The sequence below is a fragment of the Streptomyces sp. NPDC101165 genome (assembly GCF_044768135.1).
Classification (GTDB): Bacteria; Actinomycetota; Actinomycetes; order Streptomycetales; family Streptomycetaceae; genus Streptomyces.
In genome coordinates this window covers 73,601-93,554 of the sequence record NZ_JBIWPG010000017.1, presented here as the reverse complement: position 1 = coordinate 93,554, position 19,954 = coordinate 73,601, and the positions used below count along the sequence as shown (strand labels likewise).

17 protein-coding genes are annotated in these 19,954 nt (G+C 71.3%); 10 read left to right on the top strand and 7 right to left on the bottom strand.

The annotated features are described in order from the left end of the window. Window positions 1–53 precede the first annotated feature (53 nt). Window positions 54–1,142, top strand: a complete 1,089-nt coding sequence (locus tag ACIRVH_RS32150) for a branched-chain amino acid aminotransferase (protein WP_403960452.1) — start codon at window positions 54–56, stop codon at window positions 1,140–1,142. A gap of 96 nt (window positions 1,143–1,238) precedes the next feature. Here the strand turns inward: ACIRVH_RS32150 and ACIRVH_RS32145 are convergent, their stop codons facing one another. After that, window positions 1,239–2,684 carry a cytosine permease gene (locus tag ACIRVH_RS32145; protein WP_403960449.1) on the bottom strand — a complete coding sequence of 482 codons (1,446 nt, stop codon included), beginning with the start codon at window positions 2,682–2,684 and terminating at the stop codon, window positions 1,239–1,241. A 147-nt stretch (window positions 2,685–2,831) separates the two neighbouring features. On the opposite strand from ACIRVH_RS32145, the gene ureA reads away from it, so the two are divergent. The 5 genes from ureA to cimA all read left to right on the top strand — a co-directional run bounded on the left by ureA (window position 2,832) and on the right by cimA (window position 8,881). Next, the gene (gene ureA / locus ACIRVH_RS32140) at window positions 2,832–3,527 is read left to right on the top strand and encodes an urease subunit gamma (RefSeq protein WP_403960446.1); all 696 of its coding nucleotides are present in this window, start codon (window positions 2,832–2,834) and stop codon (window positions 3,525–3,527) included. Continuing rightward, window positions 3,524–5,248 (top strand): urease subunit alpha, encoded by a 1,725-nt coding sequence (locus ACIRVH_RS32135; RefSeq protein WP_403960443.1) that lies wholly within the window; start codon window positions 3,524–3,526, stop codon window positions 5,246–5,248. Before ureA ends, ACIRVH_RS32135 begins: the two co-directional genes overlap by 4 nt. An 11-nt stretch (window positions 5,249–5,259) precedes the next feature. After that, window positions 5,260–6,339 (top strand): agmatine/peptidylarginine deiminase, encoded by a 1,080-nt coding sequence (locus ACIRVH_RS32130; protein WP_403960439.1) that lies wholly within the window; start codon window positions 5,260–5,262, stop codon window positions 6,337–6,339. Between the two features lie 19 nt (window positions 6,340–6,358). Further along, window positions 6,359–6,970 (top strand): TetR/AcrR family transcriptional regulator, encoded by a 612-nt coding sequence (locus ACIRVH_RS32125; protein ID WP_403960436.1) that lies wholly within the window; start codon window positions 6,359–6,361, stop codon window positions 6,968–6,970. A 300-nt stretch (window positions 6,971–7,270) separates the two neighbouring features. Then, entirely contained in the window at window positions 7,271–8,881 is a 1,611-nt protein-coding gene (gene cimA / locus ACIRVH_RS32120) for a citramalate synthase (protein WP_403960434.1), read from the top strand. Window positions 8,882–8,887: 6 nt separating this feature from the next. On the opposite strand, the gene ACIRVH_RS32115 is transcribed toward cimA, so the two are convergent. The 3 genes from ACIRVH_RS32115 to ACIRVH_RS32105 all read right to left on the bottom strand — a co-directional run bounded on the left by ACIRVH_RS32115 (window position 8,888) and on the right by ACIRVH_RS32105 (window position 12,019). Next, window positions 8,888–9,511 (bottom strand): GPP34 family phosphoprotein, encoded by a 624-nt coding sequence (locus tag ACIRVH_RS32115; protein ID WP_403960431.1) that lies wholly within the window; start codon window positions 9,509–9,511, stop codon window positions 8,888–8,890. A 99-nt stretch (window positions 9,512–9,610) separates the two neighbouring features. Then, window positions 9,611–10,120: a hypothetical protein gene (locus ACIRVH_RS32110; protein ID WP_403960428.1), complete on the bottom strand. Its 510-nt coding sequence runs from the start codon at window positions 10,118–10,120 to the stop codon at window positions 9,611–9,613. A gap of 36 nt (window positions 10,121–10,156) precedes the next feature. Beyond that, a complete protein-coding gene (locus tag ACIRVH_RS32105) occupies window positions 10,157–12,019 on the bottom strand; it encodes a ricin-type beta-trefoil lectin domain protein (RefSeq protein WP_403960426.1) in 1,863 nt (620 codons plus the stop codon). Window positions 12,020–12,133: 114 nt separating this feature from the next. On the opposite strand from ACIRVH_RS32105, the gene ACIRVH_RS32100 reads away from it, so the two are divergent. Both ACIRVH_RS32100 and ACIRVH_RS32095 read left to right on the top strand, forming a co-directional pair. Further along, window positions 12,134–15,145: a glycoside hydrolase family 3 protein gene (locus tag ACIRVH_RS32100; RefSeq protein WP_403960423.1), complete on the top strand. Its 3,012-nt coding sequence runs from the start codon at window positions 12,134–12,136 to the stop codon at window positions 15,143–15,145. A gap of 60 nt (window positions 15,146–15,205) precedes the next feature. Further along, on the top strand, window positions 15,206–16,576 hold the full coding sequence (locus tag ACIRVH_RS32095) for a hypothetical protein (protein WP_403960421.1): 1,371 nt from the start codon (window positions 15,206–15,208) through the stop codon (window positions 16,574–16,576). A gap of 5 nt (window positions 16,577–16,581) precedes the next feature. Here ACIRVH_RS32095 and ACIRVH_RS32090 read toward each other — a convergent pair whose 3' ends face one another. Continuing rightward, on the bottom strand, window positions 16,582–17,022 hold the full coding sequence (locus tag ACIRVH_RS32090) for a MarR family winged helix-turn-helix transcriptional regulator (protein WP_403960418.1): 441 nt from the start codon (window positions 17,020–17,022) through the stop codon (window positions 16,582–16,584). Between the two features lie 107 nt (window positions 17,023–17,129). On the opposite strand from ACIRVH_RS32090, the gene ACIRVH_RS32085 reads away from it, so the two are divergent. Next, on the top strand, window positions 17,130–18,128 hold the full coding sequence (locus ACIRVH_RS32085; protein WP_403960722.1) for an FUSC family protein: 999 nt from the start codon (window positions 17,130–17,132) through the stop codon (window positions 18,126–18,128). Here ACIRVH_RS32085 and ACIRVH_RS32080 read toward each other — a convergent pair. Both ACIRVH_RS32080 and ACIRVH_RS32075 read right to left on the bottom strand, forming a co-directional pair. Beyond that, complete coding sequence (locus ACIRVH_RS32080; RefSeq protein WP_403960415.1) at window positions 18,095–18,331, bottom strand: hypothetical protein; 237 nt, start codon at window positions 18,329–18,331, stop codon at window positions 18,095–18,097. The two genes, ACIRVH_RS32085 and ACIRVH_RS32080, sit on opposite strands and share 34 nt — an antisense overlap. Window positions 18,332–18,568: 237 nt before the next feature. Then, entirely contained in the window at window positions 18,569–19,177 is a 609-nt protein-coding gene (locus tag ACIRVH_RS32075; RefSeq protein WP_403960412.1) for a YceI family protein, read from the bottom strand. Window positions 19,178–19,452: 275 nt separating this feature from the next. On the opposite strand from ACIRVH_RS32075, the gene ACIRVH_RS32070 reads away from it, so the two are divergent. Further along, a complete protein-coding gene (locus tag ACIRVH_RS32070) occupies window positions 19,453–19,950 on the top strand; it encodes a hypothetical protein (RefSeq protein WP_403960719.1) in 498 nt (165 codons plus the stop codon). Window positions 19,951–19,954 lie beyond the last annotated feature (4 nt).

Genomic DNA, 19,954 nt, shown 5'->3' with positions numbered 1-19,954 from the left:
GTGACGGGAGTGAGCGCGGCCCGTTCACTACAACCGGTGAAGGACACCCACTCATGACGACGCCCACGATCGAGCTCAAGCCCTCCGCCCATCCGCTCGCCACCGCGGAGCGCGAGGCGATCCTGGCCAGCCCCGGATTCGGCCGCCACTTCACCGACCACATGGTGACGATCAAGTGGACCGAGGGCCGCGGCTGGCACGACGGCCAGCTCGTTCCGTACGCGCCGATCCCCCTCGACCCGGCCACCAACGTCCTGCACTACGCCCAGGAGATCTTCGAGGGCCTGAAGGCCTACCGTCAGCCCGACGGCTCGGTCGCCACCTTCCGCCCCGACCAGAACGCCAAGCGCTTCCAGCGCTCCGCCAAGCGCCTCGCCATGCCCGAGCTGCCGGTCGAGACGTTCGTCGAGGCCTGTGACGCCCTGGTCCAGCAGGACAAGGACTGGGTGCCCGCACATGGCGGCGAGGAGTCCCTCTACCTGCGCCCGTTCATGATCGCCACCGAGGTCGGTCTCGGCGTCAAGCCCGCCAACGAGTACCTGTTCATCGTCATCGCCTCCCCGGCCGGCGCGTACTTCCCGGGCGGCGTGAAGCCGGTCTCCATCTGGGCCTCCGAGGACCGCGTCCGCGCCGTCCCCGGCGGCATGGGCGACGCGAAGACCGGCGGCAACTACGCGGCCTCCCTGCTCGCCCAGGCCGAGGCCGCCGCCCAGGGCTGCGACCAGGTCTGCTACCTCGACGCGGTCGAGCACAAGTGGGTCGAGGAACTCGGCGGCATGAACCTGTACTTCGTCTACGGCGACAAGATCATCACGCCCACCCTGACCGGCTCCATCCTGGAGGGCGTCACCCGTGACTCCCTGCTGGCCGTCGCCCGCGACCTCGGCTACGCGTCCGAGGAAGGCCGCGTCTCCATCGAGCAGTGGCAGGCCGACGCCGAGAACGGCACCCTCACCGAGGTCTTCGCCTGCGGTACCGCGGCCGTCATCACCCCGGTCGGCACGGTGAAGCGTGCCTCTGCCGAGTGGAAGCAGAGTGGCGGAGAGCCGGGCGAGGTGACTCTCCGCCTGCGCCAGGCCCTCCTCGACATCCAGCGCGGCAAGTCCGAGGACAAGCACGGCTGGATGCACCGCATCGGCTGATGGCTCGGCGGGAACCGACGCGATCGGCCGTCGTTCGTCCGCTGCGCCGTTGTGGCTGGTCGCGCAGTTCCCCGCGCCCCTTTGGGGCGCTACCGCTCAGCTCTTTCCGGACGTGCTCAGGGCTGCCGTGGACTCCACGATGTCCGCGGCGGCCCCCTTCGGTTCCGGGCGGGACGTCAGCAGCAGGTACACCAGTCCGCCGACCGCGCCCGACAGCAGGAAACTGCAGTCCACCCCGCCGGTGAGGCGCAGCAGCGGGCCCTCGTACGACGGCAGGGACACCGCCAGCAGGCCGATCGCCGCGCCGGCCGCCCAGGACACGGTGGCCCGGATGTTCCAGCCGGCCCGGTACCAGTAGATCCCGCCCCGCGAGCGGCGGTTGAAGACCTGCAGGGCGTCGGCGTCGTACACGCCGCGGCAGCGGACGAAGCCGATCAGGGTGATGACCGCCCACGGCGTGCCGATGGCGGTGAGCAGCAGGACGAAGGACGTCATCGCCGACTGCGCGTTCCAGGCGTAGTGGCCGACGAAGACGCAGGCCGTGGCCACGACGGCGACCGTGTAGGTGGCGCGGGCGCGGGAGGCGCGGGGCAGGATCGCGTCCAGGTCGAGGCCCATCGAGTACAGCATCAGGCCCGCGTTGCCGACCGAGCCCGCGGAGGCGGACAGCAGCAGCGGGACCAGGTACCAGGTGGGGGAGGCGGACACCAGGGGCCCGGCGTAGGCGGTGGCCGCGCGGGCCGCGTACGCCGTGAAGGTGCCGAACAGCTGGGGCACCAGCAGACCCAGGATCAGGCCGAGCCAGGTGGCGTGCAGGACGCGGCGGCCGGAGTGGCGGGTGGGGGAGATGTAGCGGGTGTAGTCGCCGAGCAGGGTGATGAAGGCGATCGGTCCGGACAGGCCCGCCGCCACGGCCGCCAGGAGCCAGGTCGGCCAGAAGGAGCCCAGCAGATAGCCGCCCGCCCCGGGCAGGGCCGAGGTCGTGAAGTGCGGGGCGTAGGCGAAGATCCCGAGGGCCAGCAGGGCGGTCATGCCGACGGCCAGCACCCGGGACATGGCGAGCAGCACCCGGTAGCCGTAGACCGCGCCCGCGACCGTGGCCGCGGCGAGCACCGTGTAGACGACGGCGTACGACACCCCGTCCGCGGGCAGCCCGAACAGCCGGCCGAGCACGCTCAGCATCACGTCGCCGCCGATCCACACGGTCAGGGCGGTGTAGCCGAGGGCCAGCAGCAGACCGACGACCGAGCCGACCAGCCGGCCCCGCACGCCGAACTGGGCGCCGGAGGAGGTGGAGAGGTTGGTCGCGGTGCGCAGGGAGACCAGCGCCAGCGGGGCCGTGAACAGCGTGCCGATCACCGTGCCCACCACGACCGAGCTCACCGACGCCCACCAGCCGAGCCCGAAGGACGGCGGCAGCCAGCCGAAGATGATCACGCCGAGGCAGAGGTTGGACCCGAGCAGGATCGAGACCAGGTCCCGTGGACCGCTGGTCCGTTCCTCGTCCGGGATGGTGTCGACACCGCGCTGTTCGATCGGCATGGCTGGGTCTCCTTCGACGGCCGCCTCTGTGAGTTTGAGCGACGTTCAATGTGACGTGAACTGGGGCCGTCGGTCAATGCTTCCGTTTCCTGAAGAGTGTGTTTAGAGTGATGCTCAAACATGCGGATGGCAAGGAGGTGCCGCGTCGTGAGACTGACCCCCACGGAACGTGACCGGCTGCTGCTCTTCGGAGCCGCGGAGCTGGCCCGGGCCCGCCGGGCACGCGGTCTCAGGCTCAACGTGCCGGAGGCCACCGCGCTGATCGCGGACACCGTCTGCGAGGCCGCGCGGGACGGCAGGCGGCTCGCGGAGGCCATCGAGGCCGCCCGGTCGGTCCTCGGCCCCGAGGACGTGCTGCCGGGCGTCGCCGACGTCGTCACCGAGGTGATGGTCGAGGCCGTCTTCGACGACGGCTCCCGGCTCGCCGTGGTCTCCGACCCGATCGGCAACGGCACCGGCGCCGAGGGTCCGGGCGCGCTGCTGCCGGGCCCCCTGCACGCGGAGCCCGAGCCCGCCGTCCGGCTCACGGTCACCAACACCGCGACCGTGCCGGTCTCCGTCACCTCCCACTTCCACTTCTTCGAGGCCAACCCGCGGCTGGACTTCGTACGCGAGCGGGCCTACGGCATGCGGCTCGCCGTACCCGCCGGGTCCTCCGTGCGGTTCGGGCCGGGGGAGAGCGCCGAGGTCGGACTGGTCCCGATCGGCGGCGGGCGGATCGCGATCGGCTTCGCCGGTCTGGTCGACGGGGCGCTGGACGCGCCCGGAGCCAGGGAAGAAGCTCTGCGCAGGGCCGCTGCCTGCGGTTATCTGGGAGTCACGCCGGAAGGAGGCGAGCGATGAGCCGCTCGAAGGGACGCGAGATCGACGAGTCGATCCACATCGACCCGCACGCCTACGCGGCCACCCACGGCCCCCGCGCCGGTGACCGTGTCCGGCTCGGCGACTCGGGCCTGGTGATCCGGGTCGAGTCCGACTCGCAGAGGTACGGCGACGAGTTCCTCGCCGGTTTCGGCAAGACCGCCCGCGACGGGCTGCACCTGAAGGCCGCCGCCGTCCGCGAGACCTGCGACGTCGTGATCAGCAACGTCGTCGTGATCGACGCGGCGCAGGGCATCCGCAAGGTGTCCATCGGCATCCGTGAGGGGCGCATCTGCGCGATCGGGCGGGCCGGCAACCCGGACACCCTCGACGGGGTCGACGTCGTTGTCGGCACGGGTACGTCCATCGTGTCCGGCGAGGGGCTCATCGCCACCGCCGGTGCCGTCGACACCCATGTCCACCTGCTGTCGCCGCGGATCATGGAGGCCTCCCTCGCCTCCGGAGTGACCACGATCATCGGCCAGGAGTTCGGCCCGGTGTGGGGCGTCGGCGTCAACTCGCCCTGGGCGCTCAAGCACGCCTTCAACGCCTTCGACGCCTGGCCGGTCAACATCGGCTTCCTGGGCCGGGGTTCGTCCTCGCACGGCGCTCCGCTGGTCGAGGCCCTCGCCGAGGGCGGCGCCTCCGGTTTCAAGGTCCACGAGGACATGGGCGCCCACACCCGCGCGCTCGACACGGCCCTGCGGGTGGCCGAGGAGCACGACGTCCAGGTCGCCCTGCACAGTGACGGGCTGAACGAGTGCCTGTCGGTGGAGGACACCCTGAAGGTGCTGGAGGGCCGGACCATCCACGCCTTCCACATCGAGGGCTGCGGCGGCGGACACGTGCCCAACGTGCTCAAGATGGCCGGTGTCCCGAACGTCATCGGCTCCTCCACCAACCCCACCCTGCCCTTCGGCCGGGACGCGGTCGCCGAGCACTACGGCATGATCGTCTCCGTCCACGACCTGAAGACCGACCTGCCCGGCGACGCCGCCATGGCCCGCGACCGGATCAGGGCCGGCACGATGGGCGCCGAGGACGTGCTGCACGACCTGGGCGCGATCGGCATCACCTCGTCCGACGCGCAGGGCATGGGCCGCGCGGGCGAGACGGTCCGGCGCACCTTCGCCATGGCCGGGAAGATGAAGGCCGAGCTGGGCCCGCTGGCGGGCGACGGCGAGGGCGACGACAACGCCCGCGTCCTGCGCTACATGGCCAAGCTGACCATCAACCCCGCCATCGCGCACGGTCTCTCGCACGAGGTCGGCTCGATCGAGGTCGGCAAGCTCGCCGACATCGTGCTGTGGCGCCCGGAGTACTTCGGCGCCAAGCCGCAGCTGGTCCTCAAGTCCGGCTTCCCGGCGTACGGCGTGGTCGGCGACCCGGGCGCGGCCACCGACACCTGCGAACCCCTCGTCCTGGGCCCGCAGTTCGGTGCGCACGGCGCCACACCCGCGGAGATCTCGGTCGCGTTCGTCGCACAGGCCGCCCTCGACCAGGGCAACGACCGGATGCCCACCCGGCGCCGCCGGGTCGCCGTGCGGGGCACCCGGGGCATCGGCCCCGCCGACCTACGGCGGAACGCCCGCATCGGAGCGGTCGACGTCGACCGGCGCACCGGCCTGGTCACCCTCGACGGCGACCCGCTGCGCTCCGAGCCCGCCGACTCCGTCTCCCTCAACCGCCTCTACTTCCTGTAAGGACCCGCGACATGACCACCCCCGCAGCCGACGGCTTCCGCATGCCCGCCGAGTGGACCCCGCACGAGCGCACCTGGATGGCGTGGCCGGGCCCCAACCCCACCTTCGACGACCCGGACGACCTCCGTCTCTCCCGCATGGCCTGGGCCTCGGTGGCCCGCGCCGTCCTCCGCTTCGAGCCGGTGACGGTCGTGTGCGGCCCCGGCGAGTCGGCGGACGCGCAGGTGCTGCTCGGCCCCGGCGTCGACACGGTCGAGCGCGATCTGGACGACGCCTGGATGCGCGACATCGGCCCCACCTTCCTCATCGACGGCCGGGGCGGACTGGCCGCCGTGGACTGGACGTTCAACGGCTGGGGTGCCCAGGACTGGGCCCGCTGGGAGCACGACTCGAAGATCGCCGCGTACGTCTCGGACCTCGCGGGCGCGAAGACGTACGCCTCGAAGCTGGTCAACGAGGGCGGCGCGATCCACGTCGACGGCGAGGGCACCGTGCTGCTCACCGAGACCGTGCAGCTCGGCCCCGAGCGCAACCCGGGCTGGACGAAGGAGCAGGTCGAGGCGGAGATCCACGCCCACCTCGGCACCAGCAGGGCGATCTGGCTGCCCCGCGGCCTGACCGGCGACTACCCGCCCCCAAGCTCTCGACTTCGCTCGACCGGGGGGTACCCCCATCCCGTCTTCGGCACCCTGGGCCACGTCGACATCGTCGCGGCCTTCGCCCGTCCCGGTGTGGTCGTCGCCCACCACCAGCCGGACCCGGCCCACCCCGACCACGAGGTCACCAAGGAGGTCATCGGCATCCTGAAGTCGGCGACCGACGCGCGCGGCCGCAGGCTGGAGGTGGTCGAGGTGCCCGCCCCGACCGTCCTGGAGGCCGACGGCCACTGGGCCGACTACTCCTACATCAACCACTACCTCTGCAACGGCGGGGTCGTGCTGTGCGGCTTCGACGACCCGCGCGACGAGATCGCCGCCGGGATCTTCCGCCGTCTCTTCCCCGAGCGGACGGTCACCCTGGTGGACGCCCGTACGATCTTCTCCGGTGGTGGTGGCATCCACTGCATCACCCAGCAGCAGCCGAAGGTCTGACACACACCAGGAGCAGCAGATGGCCGGTGCGGCCCGTGCGCGCAGGAACGCGCCGCCGCGCGAGGAGGTTCTCGTCGCCGCCATGGACATGATCGCCGAGCGCGGTCTGGAGAAGCTCACCATGGCGGGGCTCGGCCGTGAGGTCGGGATGAGCAGCGGCCATCTGCTGTACTACTTCCGCTCCAAGGACGAGCTGCTGCTGCAGACCCTGGAGTGGAGCGAGGGCAGGCTCGGCGCCGAGCGCAGCCGTCTGCTCACCCGCCCCGGCACCGCCCGGGAGCGGCTGGAGGCGTACGTCGAGCTGTACGTCCCCGACGGCCACCGCGACCCGCACTGGACGCTCTGGCTGGAGGTCTGGAACCGCTCGCAGAACGCCGACGCCGACGCCCGCGAGCGGCAGGCCGCCATCGAGGGCGCCTGGCACCGCGACCTGGTCGCGCTGCTCGCCGAGGGCGTCTCGCGCGGCGAGTTCCGCCCGGTCGACGCCGACCGCTTCGCAGCCCGGCTGCGCGCCCTGCTGGACGGCTTCTCCATCCATGTCGCCATCGGTCTGCGCGGTACCGGCCGGGAGCAAGTGATCGCCCACGTGCGGGAGTTCCTCGCGGAGACACTCCTCACGCCGGACGCGTGACGACCGCATCCTGAGACGGTCGGTGAGCCGGGGGCGGGGCTGTGCCAGACTGCTTCCGTGCTCTCGTTCGCCATGATTATTGGCAGCAGGCGCGCCGGTCCGCTGTGACCACCACGTACGACCAGGTACGGGTGGCCACCGTCGTCCTCGACCCGCGCGCAGACCTCTCGCACCCGCGAGGGGTTTTTTGGTTTTCCGGCCCACCTTCAGCCGGGAGCGGAGCGCGAGGGACCATTGGGGGGACGGTGGAGCCGGTCATTCCGGTAAGACCGAAGATCCACAATCAGGAGCCTTGAGACCATGACCGAGACGGCAACCAGCGAGCTCGACGACTCGTTCCACGTCTTCGACACCACGCTGCGCGACGGCGCGCAGCGCGAGGGCATCAACCTCACCGTCGCGGACAAGCTCGCCATCGCACGGCACCTGGACGACTTCGGCGTGGGCTTCATCGAGGGCGGCTGGCCCGGCGCGAACCCGCGGGACACCGAGTTCTTCGCCCGCGCCCAGCAGGAGATCGACTTCAAGCACGCCCAGCTGGTCGCCTTCGGCGCCACCCGCCGCGCCGGTGCCAAGGCCGCCGACGACCCGCAGGTCAACGCCCTCCTCGACTCGGGTGCCCCGGTGATCACGCTGGTCGCCAAGTCGCACGACCGGCACGTGGAGCTGGCGCTGCGCACCACGCTGGACGAGAACCTGGAGATGGTCCGGGACACCGTGTCCTACCTGCGCGATCAGGGCCGCCGGGTGTTCGTCGACTGCGAGCACTTCTTCGACGGCTACCGCGCGAACCCGGAGTACGCCAAGGCGGTCGTACGCACCGCCTCGGAGGCCGGCGCCGACGTCGTCATCCTCTGCGACACCAACGGCGGCATGCTCCCCGCCCAGGTCCAGGCGGTCGTCTCCACGGTCCTCGTCGACACCGGCGCCCGGCTCGGCATCCACGCCCAGGACGACACCGGCTGCGCCGTCGCCAACACCCTGGCCGCGGTGGACGCCGGCGCGACCCACGTCCAGTGCACGGCCAACGGCTACGGCGAGCGCGTCGGCAACGCCAACCTCTTCCCGGTGGTCGCGGCCCTGGAGCTGAAGTACGGCAAGAAGGTGCTGCCCGACGGCCACCTGCGCGAGACGACCCGGATCTCGCACGCCATCGCCGAGGTCGTGAACCTCACCCCGTCGACCCACCAGCCCTACGTCGGCGTCTCCGCCTTCGCGCACAAGGCGGGCCTGCACGCCTCCGCGATCAAGGTCGACCCGGACCTGTACCAGCACATCGACCCCGAACAGGTCGGCAACACGATGCGCATGCTGGTCTCCGACATGGCGGGCCGCGCCTCGATCGAGCTGAAGGGCAAGGAGCTCGGCATCGACCTGGGCGGCGACCGCGAACTGGTCGGCCGGGTGGTCGATCGGGTGAAGGAGCGCGAGCTCAAGGGCTACACGTACGAGGCCGCGGACGCCTCCTTCGAGCTGCTGCTGCGCGCCGAGGTCGAGGGCAGGCCCCTGAAGTACTTCGACGTCGAGTCCTGGCGGGCCATCGTCGAGGACCGCCCCGACGGCACCCACGCCAACGAGGCCACGGTGAAGCTGTGGGCCAAGAGCGAGCGGATCGTCGCCACCGCGGAGGGCAACGGCCCGGTCAACGCCCTGGACCGGGCGCTGCGCGTCGCCCTGGAGAAGATCTACCCGCAGCTCGCCAAGCTGGAGCTGGTGGACTACAAGGTCCGCATCCTGGAGGGCAAGCACGGCACGTCCTCCACCACCCGCGTCCTGATCTCCACCTCCGACGGCACGGGCGAGTGGTCCACGGTCGGCGTGGCGGACAACGTCATCGCCGCCTCCTGGCAGGCACTGGAGGACGCGTGCACCTACGGTCTGCTCCGCGCCGGGGTCCAGCCGGCGGAGTGACCCGGGTCAGGGGGCACGCCACACATTGTCGAAGGCGTCCTCCTCGATGCGCCGCCGCTGCCGCACGGCCTCCAGCTCCGTCAGCGCGTCGTTGACGGCCGCCAGGACGGTCACCACCGCGTCGCCGGGCAGGTCCTCCGGAGCCTGTTCCGGCGCGCCCTCGGGGATCCCCAGGGCGGCCGCGAGACCGACGAGGACCGGCTCGCGGGAGGTCCAGCGGTCGCTGGCGTGCCGTCGCTCCGGCGAGTCGGCCGGGGCGCCGGCCGGTGTGTCGTCCCCGCTCCGCCAGGGCAGCCAGTGGTGCCGGGCTCCGGTGGCCGGCCGGCCCCGCTCCTGCAGGTCGTCGGCGTAGGCGGCGGCCAGACCGCGCCCGCGGCGCCACAGCCAGTCCTCGACGGACTCGTACGGCGTCTGCCGGGTGAGCGCCGCCTCCGCCGCGTCCAGCAGCCGGTCACCCGTGGCCGGCTGCAGGCCGGGCACGATGTGCACGTCGTCCAGGGTGACCGCCTCGGCGTCGAGCAGATCGACCAGCTCGGCTCCCGCCAGGGCGAGCGAGAGGTCCCCCTGTTCGACGGGCCGGCCGGACGGGACGCCCAGAGCGACGATCAACAGGTCCCGCGCTGTGCTCATGCCGTCCTCCAGGTCGGAAACGTCGGGCGTGGCCCCGGGGCGATCGGGTCCGGCTCCTCGGGCACCTTCATCGTCCCCCACCCGCTGAGCGCCCGCTCCTCAGCATGCGTCCCGGGCGAGCTTCTCGAACGCCCCGAGGTTCATCGCCCGGCCGTCGGCCCAGACCCGCCCCGGCCCGAGCCGCTCGATACGCTCACCGGTGAAGGCCACGATCGCGTTGTACGAGTCGCCGGTCACGTAGTGCCCGAAGCCCAGCACGTACCGGTGGCCGGGCAGGAGCCGCTGCGCTCCGCGGTGCCGGGCCTTCCAGCGCTCGGGCGGTGCGAACAGGGGGAACTCGGCATTCCCGTGCAGCCCCTCCTTCCGCACGTCCCACCCGGTGGTGACGGGCCCCTCACCGCCACCCCGTGCCCGCCCGTCGAGGTGCGGCCGCTGATAGCCGTCGTCACCACACGGCCGGAACAGCGCGTACGCCACCCCGTCCGCCCCGACCCGCACCCCGGCGAGCGGCAGATCGACCGCCGCGCAGCCGCTGAGCAGAAGCATCCCGCCCACGACCCCGAACGCGCCGGCCGCCCGTCGCCCCGGCACGGTTCCCCTGCGTTTCACGTCCCGCCCCCCTCCGAGGGCGGGACGCGACCCGCCCTACTGCACGTGCCACTTCTGGTTGGCGGCCCCGGTGCACGACCAGATCTGTGCCCTCGCCCCGTTCGCCGACGAATTGTCCGTCACGTCCAGGCACCTGTTCGCCGCCGTGTTCACCACATCACCGGTGGAGGCGTTGTACGACCACTGCTGGGCACCGGTTCCGTTGCAGTCGTACAACTGCACCTTGGCCCCGTCCGCCGTCGAACCCGAGGTCACGTCCAGGCACTTGCCGAGCGCCCGGACGGAACCGTCGGTCTGCACGGTCCACTGCTGGGCGCCGCTGCCGTTGCAGTCGTAGAGCTGGACGGCCGAACCGTTGGCGCTCGAACCGCCCGCCACGTCCAGGCACTTGCCGGCCAACCCCACGAAGGCCCCCGACCGGCCGCCGCCCGACTGGGTGCCGGACCAGGTGAAGGTCGCCGAGGTCTTGCCGGGGAGCGAGTAAGTGGCGTGCTGGGAGCCCCAGTCGATCGTCACGGTCCGGGCGGAGGAGGAGTCGTTGTACGCGATCAGCGCCTTGCTGCCGTCCGGGTTGCGCCACGCCACGTTCGGCACCGCGGTCGACGCCGTGGACGCGATCCGCTGGGCGCCCGGGCGGACGAACTTCGTCAGGTGACCCATGTCGTAGTACTCGACCGTGTAGTCGACCGTCCCGCTCGCCCCGTCCCCGTTGTGCACGGTGACCAGACCTGTGCAGGTGCCACAACCCCCGTTGTGCGGACCCATGTTCTGGTCCACCGCCAGCGACCACTTGGTCACCGACTTCGCCCAGTTGCGCGTGTAGTCGATGATGTTGGACATGTCCTCGCGCTGCTGGTCGGCGATCCAGGTGCCACCGGAGTGCTCGGTGCCGAAGGCGTCCAGCGTCGGGTACTGGTTGTGCACGGAAGTCTGCTCGGCGATGTCACCGCCGTAGCCGTGCCAGGCGATCCCGCCGAAGTTGGGGTGGTTGCGGACCGCCGCGTCGTCCACGGTCCGGGCCGCGTAGGAGTCGTAGACGTCCCAGTTCCAGTCGTGCGCCAGCACCTTCGTCGACAGGCCCGCCGCCTGCAGCTTCGGCAGCAGCTCGCTCTTGGTGAAGTAGGCGAGACCGCTCGCGTTCCAGCTCATCGACGGGTAGCCGGAACAGCACGTCGGCTCGTTCTGCGCGGTGACGTACGAGACGTCGACCCCCTGGTCCTTGTACGCCTGGAGGTACTTCACGAAGTAGGAGGCGTAGGCCCCGTAGTCCTCCGCCTTCAGCCAGCCCCCGTTGAGCGAGCCGCTGTCCTTCATCCAGGCCGGCGCGGTCCACGGCGAGGCCATCACGGTCAGCGAGGGGTTGAGCTGCAGCGCCTGCTTCGTCAGCGGGACGACGTCCGCGAGGTCGTGCGCGATCGAGAACTTCGACAGGGACGGGTCCGTCTGGCCGGCCGGTACGTCGTCGTACGTGTAGCCGTACCGCGCCAGGTCCGAGGCGCCCATCGGATTGCGCAGGAACGACAGTCCGATCCCGTCCGTCGGTGAGAACAGCTTGCGCATGGTCGCGTCCCGCGTGCTCTGCGACAGCGCCCCGCTGCTGTTCATCAGCCAGGCCGCGGTGTCCGTGAAGGACGCACCGCCGCCGGTGAAGGTCTGGTAGCGGGTGTTCTCGTCCACGGTGATGTTCTCGCCGCTGCCGCCCGTCCCGGACTGGAAGGCGAACGGCGTCTGCGCCTGGAGCCCGCGCACGACGTGCCGTCCGGCGGAGTCGTCGGTCGTCGTGAGCCAGGCCGTGACCTGCTCGCCGGACGCGTGCGCGGAGGTGGTGGCCGCGGTGAGGCCGGCCGTGGAGAGCAGTCCGGCCAGCAGCAGCCGGACCGCGCGGGGGGATCTCCTCATGGGGCGTCGCCCTTCCCGAATGTCTGACGTGACGTCTTGACGGGTCTGTGGGCCGTTAGTTAACTCACGACGTGATCTAAGTCCTGAGTGAACCACGAGAGTCGAGGATGGTCTATGCCAAGAACCGCCCTGCTCGTGTCCGCCGCGTTGCTCGCAGCTCTGCTCTCGCCGACCGCGTCCCACGCGGCCGCCGACCCCGCCCCCGTCCCCGTCGACCGCTTCGAGGGCGAGGTCCCCTTCGCCTCCCAGCCCGCCGAGGGCATCTTCACCTGGGGGAGTGACACCGACGATCCGCCGGCCCTGCAACTGACCGCCCGCTCCGACGCCCCCGAAGGTGCCGAGGTCCTCACCGGCAGCTACGACATCAGCGGATACGGCGGCTTCACCCACGATTTCGCCGCGACCGAACCCGCCCACGACTGGTCCGCCCACAAGGGCATCCGCTTCTGGTGGGACGGCCAGGACAACGGGAAGAAGATCGCCTTCGAGATCAAGGACGGCGGCGCGAACGGCGAGGCCTCCGAGCTGTGGACGACCTCCTTCACCGACGACTGGACCGGCTGGAGACAGGTCGAGATCCCGTTCACCGACTTCGTCTACCGCACGGACTACCAGCCCGTCGGCGGCATCGACCACGTCCTCGGGCTGACCGGGATGTGGGGCTACGCCGTCACGCTCCCGGTCGGCGTCAAGGGCCGGTTCGCCATGGACGACGTCGAGTTGTACGGCAGGGCCGACCAGTCCCTGCGGGCGAACGTCACCACGGACTCCGCCGTGTACCCCGTCGAGGAGGGCGGTACCGCCGCCGTCAAGGTCACCGTCGCCACCACCGGCTCGGCCCCGATCGACGACCCGGTGACCGTCTCCTACGAGACCGCCGGCGGCACCGCCGACCCCGGCAAGGACTACACCCCGGTCTCCGGCACCCTCACCTTCCCGGCCGGCACCGCCTCCGGCACCTCGAGGACCATCGAGGTGCCCACCCTCCGGGACAAGACCGCCGAGTCCGCCGAGACCGTCCCGCTCGCACTCACGGTGACCGGCGCCAAGGCACCCGCCGAGACCCCGCAGGTCGTCGTCGACGCCCACGGACTGCCGTACCTGGACGCGAAGTTGCCGGTCCGGAAGCGCGTCGCCGACCTCGTGTCCCGCATGTCCCTGGCGGAGAAGGCCGGCCAGATGACCCAGGCCGAGCGCGGGGCCGTCGGGGGCGGCGGCGACATCGCGACGTACGCCCTCGGGTCGCTCCTCTCCGGCGGCGGCTCGACGCCCACACCCAACACCCCCGAGGCGTGGGCGAAGATGATCGACGCCTTCCAGCTGCGCGCCCGGGCGACCCGCTTCCAGATCCCGCTGATCTATGGCGTCGACGCGGTCCACGGTCACAACAACCTGTCCGGCGCCACGGTGATGCCGCACAACATAGGCATCGGCGCCACCCGCGATCCCCGGCTCGCCGAGCGGGCGGGTGCGGTGACCGCCGCCGAGGTGCGGGCCACCGGCATCCCCTGGGACTTCGCACCCTGCCTGTGTGTGAGCCGCGACGAACGCTGGGGCCGCTCCTACGAGTCCTTCGGCGAGGACCCGGCGCTGGTCCGGTCCATGGAGACCGTCATCCAGGGCCTCCAGGGCCGCGCGAACGGCAGGGACCTGAGCCGGAACGACAAGGTCCTCGCCACCGCCAAGCACTTCGTCGGTGACGGCGGCACCGAGTACGGCTCCTCCACCACCGGGACGTACAAGATCGACCAGGGCGTCACCAAGGTCACCCGGCAGCAGTTGGAGGCCGTCCATCTGGCGCCGTTCGAGACCGCCGTCGACCGGGGCGTCGGCACGGTCATGCCGTCGTACTCCTCCCTGGACGTGCTCGGCGACGGACAGGGCCCGGTGAAGATGCACGCCCGGGCCGACATGATCAACGGCGTCCTCAAGGGCCGCATGGGCTTCGACGGCTTCGTCATCAGCGACTGGAACGCCATCGATCAGCTCCCCGGCGACTACGCGTCCCACGTCCGCACCTCGGTCGACGCGGGCCTGGACATGATGATGGTGCCGTACACCTACAAGGACTTCACCGGCACGCTCGTCGACGAGGTGAAGGCCGGCCGGATCAGCGAGCGGCGGATCGACGACGCCGTCTCCCGCATCCTGACCCAGAAGTTCAGGCTGGGGCTGTTCGAGCACCCCTACGCCGACACCGGCGGCGCCGCCGCGATCGGCTCCCCGGAACACCGGGCCGTGGCCCGCCGGGCCGCCGCCGAGTCCCAGGTGCTGCTGAAGAACACCGGCGGGCTGCTGCCCCTGAAGAAGAGCGAGAAGGTGTACGTCGCCGGGTCCGACGCCGACGACATCGGCAACCAGTCCGGCGGCTGGACCCTCACCTGGCAGGGCTCCTCCGGGAACATCACCCCGGGCACGACCATCCTCCAGGGCATGCGCGAGGCGGGCGGGGACGTCACCTACTCCAAGGACGCCTCCGCACCGACCGACGGCTACGGCGTCGGCGTGGTCGTCGTCGGCGAGACCCCGTACGCCGAGGGCGTCGGCGACGTCGGCAACGGCCACTCCCTGCAGCTGTCCGCCGCCGACCGGGCCGCCGTGGACAGGGTGTGCGCGGCCATGAGGTGCGCGGTGCTGATCGTCTCCGGGCGCCCGCAGCTGATCGGCGACCGGCTCGACGGGATCGACGCGCTCGTCGCCTCCTGGCTGCCCGGCACCGAGGGCGAGGGCGTCGCCGACGTCCTCTACGGCAAGCGCCCCTTCACCGGACAGCTCCCGGTCACCTGGCCCAGGTCCGAGGCCCAGCTGCCGATCAACGTCGGTGACGCGTCGTACGACCCGCAGTTCCCCTACGGCTGGGGCCTGACCACGCTCACCCGGGTACCGCAGGGCGGCGCCAGTACCCTGCGCGCGCTCGCCCTCGCGGCGACGGCGGCCGAGCGGGCGGGCGCCGACCGGACCGGACGCGAGCTGGTCGCCGAGGCGCGGCTGCTCGTCCAGCAGAAGGTGGGGCAGGGGATCAGGGAGGCCGTGGCGAAGCCCTTCGCCGACGCGGACCATCTGCTGCTGACCGGCAGATACGGACAGGCGGTGCAGAAGCTGACGGAGGCGTACCGGGCCGCGTGAGCCTCTCTGGCTGATCTGGAAGGATGCCCAATTTTGGGAGGCTTCGGGTAGCTTCGAAGGATGAAGGCCGTCCTGCGGACCCGAAGCCTCCCAGCGCTGCTGCTGGCCATCCTCACCCTGGTGATCGTGACCGCGCCGGCCCCTGGCGCGATGGCGGCCACCAGCATCTCCACCATCGCCGAGGCCCTCCGCAAGAGCCCGGTCTACGTCGACCCGGCGGCCTCCGCCCAGCTGTCCGCCACCGACGCCGACACGCTCGCCAGACAGATCAAGGGCGCGAACAAACCCCTGTTCATCGCGGTCCTGCCCGCCGACTACCCCACTCGGAACCTCTTCTCCGAGCTGCGCACCGCCACCGGCGTCACCGGCCTGTACGCCGTCCGCCTCGGCGACCGCTTCGACGCCCGCGCCGACTCCTCGGTGCTCCCGCGCAGCGCCGTGCAGAACCTCGTCAGCAGCGTCCAGGGCGAGGACGCCAGGACCCAGCTCACCGACTTCACCGACCGCGCCCTGGCCAACATGGGCGGCCACGCCCCCGCGTCCTGGGGCTCCTCCGGCAAGGGCGGCGGACTGTCCACCACGGCGCTGGTCACCACGGCCGCGGTCCTCGTGGCCGGCGGCGCGGGCGCCTACGCCCTGGTCCGCCGCAACCGCCGCCGCCACGCCGAGGACCAGCGGGCCGCCCTCGACCGGCTGCGGGTCGTCGTCGACGAGGACATCACCGCCTTCGGCGAGGAACTCGACCGGCTGGACTTCCACCCGGCCGAGGCGGGTGCCGACGACGCCATGCGCGGGGACTACGAACGGGCCCTGGACGCCTACGACAAGGCCAAGCAGTACATGGCCGACGCCCGGAAACCCGAGGACGTCCGCGCGGTCACCGAGGCGCTGGAGGACGGCCGCTTCTCCTTGGCCCAACTGGCCGCCCGCCGCGAGGGACTCCCTCTTCCGGAGCGCCGCCCGCCCTGCTTCTTCGACCCCCGTCACGGCCCCTCGGCCACCGACGCCGCCTGGACCCCGCCCGGCGGTGCGCCCCGCGAGGTCCCGGTCTGCGCGGCCGACGCCACCCGTCTGGCCGACGGCCGCGACCCCGTGATCCGCGAGGTCGACACCGACTACGGCCGCCGCCCCTACTGGGATGCGGGCCCGGCCTACGGCCCCTGGGCGGGCGGCTACTTCGGCGGCGGTATCCTCCCCGGCCTGCTCGTCGGCACCCTGCTCGGCAGCGTGATGGCCACACCGTCGTACGCGGCCGACTACGGCACCGGCTACGGCGACTTCGGCGGGGCGGACTTCGGCAGCGGCGGCTACGAGGGCGGCGACGTGTCCGGCGCGGACTTCGACCCCGGCGACTTCGGCGGCGGCTTCGGTGACGGAGGGGGCTTCGACGGCGGCGGGGGCGGGGGAGGGGACTTCGGCGGGGGCTTCTGAGCGCGTCAGTCGTGCCGCGCGGGCACGTCCACCGTGCCCAGCCGCTCCAGCACCGCCGCGGCCAGCACCAGCACCCCGCGCTCCGTATCGCCCAGCGCGCCGAGCGCCTCGGCCAGCCAGGCGTCCCGCTCGGCCATGTCCCGCTCCAACGCCCGCCGTCCGGGCTCGGTGAGCGTGAGCACGGCCTGACGCCGGTCCGTCGTGCCCGCTTCCCGCGCGATCAGCCCATCGGTCTCCAGCTCGGCGAAGACCCGGGTGAGCGACTGCGGCCGCTGCCGTTCCGCCGCCGCGATCTCGCCGGGCGTGGCCGATCCGCGCCGGTACAGATACCCGAGCACCACGAGCTGGTTGGGGCTGAGACTCCCGTCCCCGCGCTCCTGCCTGAGCCGTCGGTTGAGCCGGACGATGGCACTTCGGAGGAGGGCGGCCTCGGAAAGGTGATCCATGGCGAAGAATGATACGCGAATGCGTACTGTCTTCACCTGTACTACCCCAATACTCTGGGCTGGTGGCTGACAAACTAATACGCAACGCTTACGAAGCAGCCGTGACGATGACGGCCGTCCTGCTCTCCTGGTCGATCGCTCTGTGGCTGGAGGGCGCGGCCGGACTGCACACCGACTCGGTCGTCCTCGCGGTGGTCCTGACCGTCATGCTCGCCCGGACCCAGCGGACGGCGGACACCCGGGGCCGCCTCAGGGCGCTGGCCCTGCTGCCGGCGGTGTCGGCTGTCTGCGCCCTGGTCGGCCGCCTGATCGCCGCCCACTACTGGCTGGGCGCGGCCGTCTTCACCGCGGGCATCTCCCTGGCGATCTGGATCCGCCGCTACGGCCCGGCCGCCACCAGGGCGGGCACCCTGATCACCCTCCCGCTGGTGGCGCTCCTGGTGGTCCCCGGCCCGACCCTCCCACCCGAGGCGCAGGGGGAGCTGGTGAGTTGGGCGGGGTCGGCGCTCATCGGCGTACTGGCGTGGGCGAGCGTGTGGCTGGTGCAGACGGCGGCCGACCGGTACGGCCCCTGGCCGGCCGAAGCCGACCCGGGCACCCCGCGCCGGCCCTCCCGGCTGCGCCCCCGCCCCAGCACACGGATGGCCGTACAGATGGCGGCGGGGGTGGCCGCGTCCTTCGCGCTCGGCCGACTGCTCTACGACGACCACTGGCCGTGGCTGGTCCTGACGGCGTACGTCGTGGCAAGCGGCAACCGGGGCCGAACCGACGTACTGCGCAAGGGAGTCGAGCGATTTCTGGGCGCCTGCGCCGGCACCCTGCTCGCCACGGGCGTGGCGGCGGCCGGCATCACGGGGCACTTGGCGATCGTGGTGCTGTTCGCCGTGCTGGCCGTGGCCCTGTGGCTGCGCCCGCTCACCTACGCCTGCTGGGCGGCCGGCATGACCGCGGCCCTGTCCCTGTTCCTCGGCTACTTCGGCCAGGACGCGCAGAGCCTGCTGCCCACGCGCCTGGCCGCGATCGCCGTCGGCGCGGTGCTGTCCGTCGGGGCGTCCTGGTTCCTGCTGCCGGTTCAGCGGAAGTCGTGGCGTCGGCGTACGGCGTGACGGCCGGCGTAACGCTCACCGGCGGCGTGCCACCAGGCGGGCGGGGAGGGCCCGTCGACGACGGAGGTCGGCTGATCCGGATGCAGTCCGAGCCGCCACAGCGCCCGGGCGTCGACGTTCACGCCGAAAGTCCCGTGCCAGTGCCCGTCGTCACCGATGCCGCACATCAGGTCGATCCGCAGCTCTTCCCCTTCGAACGGCATCCAGTCGATGCCGCGTTCCCGCAGTCAACCCAGCAGGAAACGACCGGGGTTGGGATGCCCCGGCAGGTTCGGGAACGAGGCGAGATGGACCCAGTCGGTCTCTTCGTGTTCGGGTAGTGCTGCCATCGGGCCACTCTGACACGAACAGGCGAACGCCCGCCCTCTCTTTTCGGGGGAGTGGAGGGCGGGCGTGCTCGGGGTGCGGAGGCCTCGGGGGCGGGTGGAACCGCCGTAGGGTCACGCGTTCTTGATCGCCGAGATGTCGAAGTTCAGCTTGATCTTGTCGGAGACCAGGAAGCCGCCGGTCTCCAGCGCCGCGTTCCAGGTCAGGCCCCACTCGGAGCGCAGGATCTCGGTCTTGCCCTCGAAGCCGACGCGCTCGTTGCCGAACGGGTCCTTCGCGGCGCCGTTGAACTCCAGGTCGATGGTGATCGGCTTGGTCACGCCGAGGATGGAGAGGTCGCCGGTGATGCGGTAGTCGTCGCCGCCCAGGGCCTCGGCCTTGGCGGAGCGGAAGGTCATCGTCGGGAACTCGTCGGTCTTGAAGAAGTCCGAGGACTTCAGGTGGCCGTCACGGTCGGCGTTGCCGGTCTCGACGCTCTCCATCCGGACGTCGATCGTGGCGGTGGACCTGGTGGGGTCGGCGCCGTCCAGGTGCAGGGTGCCCGTGAAGTCCAGGAAGCTGCCCTTGACGTTGGTGACCATCGCGTGGCGCGCCACGAAGCCGATCGTCGTGTGCGCGGGGTCGAGCGAGTAGTCACCGGTCAGCGCGGCCAGGTCGGGGCTGACGGTGGCGGGCGCCGAGGCGGGGGCGGGGGTGCTTTCCTTGCGGCCGAAGAGGCCCATGACGTGCTCCTTGGGGACGGGCGCGGTCGGCGAGGCCGAAGCCGCGGGGTTTCTGTTTAACGTTCAACGAAGCTAACGACACCGACCGTAGACCTATTCCGTTCAGTTTTCAACATCATCCGTACCGTGTCTTCATGACGACGAAGAGTCACCATGTGTGCCCTCTGGTGGACCCACGCGGTGCTCGGGCACCATCGGCGTGCACCACCTGCACAGCCGCCCCACAGGAAGCACGGCCATCCGCAGGAAGGGTCCCCATGAAGGCCACGAAGGTCATGAAGGTCCGCTCCGTCCTGACCGCGCTCGCCCTCGTCGTCGCCCCCGGCGTCGCCGTCGTCGGCACCGCCACCGACGCCTTCGCCGTCACCAGGATCAGCCACGCGACGGCCACCCAGATGTTCCGCGACGTCGGCATCACCTGGTCCTCCTCGGGCAACTGCTCCGACCGCAACAACCCCACCTGTACGTCCTTCGAGCAGCTCAACCTCGCCACCGCACAGGGCGCCCAGACCCTCAAGCGGGCCGCCGGCTGCGCCCTCGACATCACCGGCGGCACCGAGACCGGCCACGCCTCCGGCACCTACTCCCACTGGAACGGCTACAAGCTCGACTACGGCAAGAACACCTGCGTCACGTCGTACATCAAGGGCAAGTTCACCTACATCGGTCTGCGCGGGGACGGCGCCCCGCAGTACCGGTCCGGCTCCGGCAACATCTACGCCGACGAGGGCAACCACTGGGACGTCCTCTACTACAACTGCGGCGGCTGCTGAGCGG